General features: G+C 75.5%; 2 protein-coding genes. Both read left to right on the top strand.

Going from position 1 to position 2392, the window contains the following annotated elements; translation table 11 throughout:
* The first annotated feature begins 262 nt into the window (after window positions 1-262).
* Window positions 263-1024 (top strand): DeoR/GlpR family DNA-binding transcription regulator, encoded by a 762-nt coding sequence (locus tag KUM32_RS31350; protein ID WP_217145346.1) that lies wholly within the window; start codon window positions 263-265, stop codon window positions 1022-1024.
* Entirely contained in the window at window positions 1021-1968 is a 948-nt protein-coding gene (gene pfkB / locus KUM32_RS31345) for a 1-phosphofructokinase (protein ID WP_217145345.1), read from the top strand. Before KUM32_RS31350 ends, pfkB begins: the two co-directional genes overlap by 4 nt.
* Window positions 1969-2392 lie beyond the last annotated feature (424 nt).

Genomic DNA, 2392 nt, shown 5'->3' with positions numbered 1-2392 from the left:
GGTCTGGAGGACCCGCGCCGGTCCGGGCAGACCATCGCCACGTGAGGCGGAGCGGGGCGGGCGAGGCGGGCGGGCGGGGCGGGTCCGGTACTTCAGTGCCGGGGCCGCCCCGCCTCTGCGCGTACGCATCCATGCTCCCGGCCGTGCCCGGTCATGCCCGTTTGAGTCCGGTCACTTCTGCTTACCGGTTTACATTCCGGAAAACCGGGCGTAGCCTCCGGCTGAAACCACAGGTTCGGGCACGAGGCGGAGGTGAACGGTCATGTACGCACCGGAGCGGCAGCAGGAGATCCTCCGGCTCGCCCGGGACGGCGGCCGGGTGGACGTGGTGTCGCTGGCCGAGGAGTTCCAGGTGACGGCGGAGACCATCCGCCGTGACCTCAAGGCCCTCGACCGCGCCGGTCTGCTCCGCCGGGTGCACGGTGGCGCGATCCCGGCCGGGCGGCTCGACTTCGAACCGGACCTCGCCGAGCGCGAGTCCACGGCGGCCGACGAGAAGGACCGGATCGCCAAGGCGGCACTGGCGGAACTGCCGGCCGAGGGCACGCTGATCCTCGACGCCGGCTCGACGGTGGCCCGCGTGGCCGCCGCCCTCCCGCCGGAGGCGTCCCTCACCGTCGTCACCCACAGCCTGCCCATCGCGGCCCGCCTCGCCGACCACCCCGGCATCCAGCTCCACCTGGTCGGCGGGCGCGTGCGGCACCGTACGCGCGCCGCGGTGGACGCCTGGGCTCTGCGCGCCTACGACGAGATCCGCGCCGACCTGGTCCTGGTGGCCGCCAACGGCTTCTCCGCCGAGCACGGCCTGACCACCCCGGACCTCGCCGAGGCCGCCGTCAAGCGGGCCGCCGTCGCCGCCGCCCGCCGGGTGGTGCTGCTCGCCGACTCCTCCAAGCACGGCCAGGAGCACTTCGCTCGCTTCGGCGCCCTGGGCGACGTGGACCTGCTGATCACCGACAGCGGGCTGAGCCCCGACGACGCCGACGCCATCGAGCGCGACGGCACGGAAGTGGTACGCGCATGATCCTCACCGTCACCCCCAACCCGTCGCTGGACCGCACCTACGAGGTGCCGCGCCTCGTCCGCGGCGAGGTCGTCCGCGCCGACGGCGAGCGCGTCGATCCGGGCGGCAAGGGGGTCAACGTCTCGCGCGCGGTGGCAGCGGCCGGGCAGCGTACGGTCGCGGTCCTGCCGCTCGGTGGCGCACCGGGCGCGCTCGTCGCCGAACTGCTGGACGCGCAGGGCATCAAGGTCGCCTCGGTGCCGATCGCGGGGGCCACCCGCTCCAACATCGCGCTCGCCGAGGCGGACGGTGTCCTCACCAAGATCAACGCACCTGGTCCCGAGCTGTCGGCGGCGGAGCGGGAGCTGCTCCTGGACACCGTGCGGCGGCAGTCGCGCGGCGCGGACTGGATCGCCTGCTGCGGCAGCCTGCCCCGCGGACTCGCGCCCTCCTGGTACGCCGACCTGGTCGCCCGGGCGCACGCGGCCGGCGTCCGCATCGCCCTGGACACCTCCGGGCCCGCCCTGCTCCGGGCGCTGCGCGAGGCACCGGACGTGGTCAAGCCGAACGCGGAGGAGCTCGCCGAGGCCGTCGGCCGCCCCCTGGCCACCGTCGGTGACGCCGTGAAGGCCGCCGAGGAACTGCGCGAGCTGGGCGCCCGGTCCGTGCTCGCCAGCCTGGGCGCCGACGGCCAGCTGCTCGTGGACGACGCGGGCACCTGGTACGGCAGCGCCCGCGTGGACGCCGTACGCAGCAACGTCGGCGCCGGCGACTCCTCTCTCGCCGGGTTCCTCGTCGCCGGGGGAGCGGGTCCCGGGGCCCTCGCCTCCGCGCTCGCGCACGGTGCCGCCGCCGTCCAGCTGCCAGGCAGCGTGATGCCGACGCCGGCCGACCTGGAACCGGCGGCGGTGACGGTCACGGCGGAGGTGCCGGTGGACCGGGCGCTGACGGAGCCGACGACGTGACGCCGGGCCGTGTCGTCGGGCCCGGCTCCGGCCTTGTCCTCGGGCCTGGTACCGGCCTTGTCCTCGGACTTCGTTCCGGCCTCGTCCTCGGGCTTCGTTCCGGCTGCGTCCGTCGGTCCAGCTCCGGCCGTGCCGGCGGTTCCAAGGCCGGGGCGGTCCCCGGCTCCGCCCCCGGCCGCGGTGCGCTCGTCACCGACCGCGCCCGCTGTGCCTCCGCCCCCACCGCAGCAGCACCGGCTCCGGCCGCGCCGCCCCCGGCCTCCCTACCGCACCACCGCAGTACCAGCACCCCCGTCCCCTCCGTCCCCCACGTCCCCCACGTCCCCGCCCCCGCCTGTCACGCCCGTTCCGGGCGATACGCGAGCTAAGGAGCTCCGCGATGAGCGACATGATCACCGCGGACCTCGTCGACCTCGACCTGTCC

This window comes from Streptomyces sp. AC627_RSS907 (assembly GCF_019049165.1).
Note: the sequence above shows the minus strand (reverse complement) of the source record. Positions and strands in the feature narration are given on the sequence as shown.

What these genes read in the sequence shown, in the direction of transcription:
- KUM32_RS31350 (WP_217145346.1), top strand. Translation starts at nt 263, where the DNA reads ATGTACGCACCGGAGCGGCAGCAGGAGATCCTCCGGCTCGCCCGGGAC.
- pfkB (WP_217145345.1), top strand. Translation starts at nt 1,021, where the DNA reads ATGATCCTCACCGTCACCCCCAACCCGTCGCTGGACCGCACCTACGAG.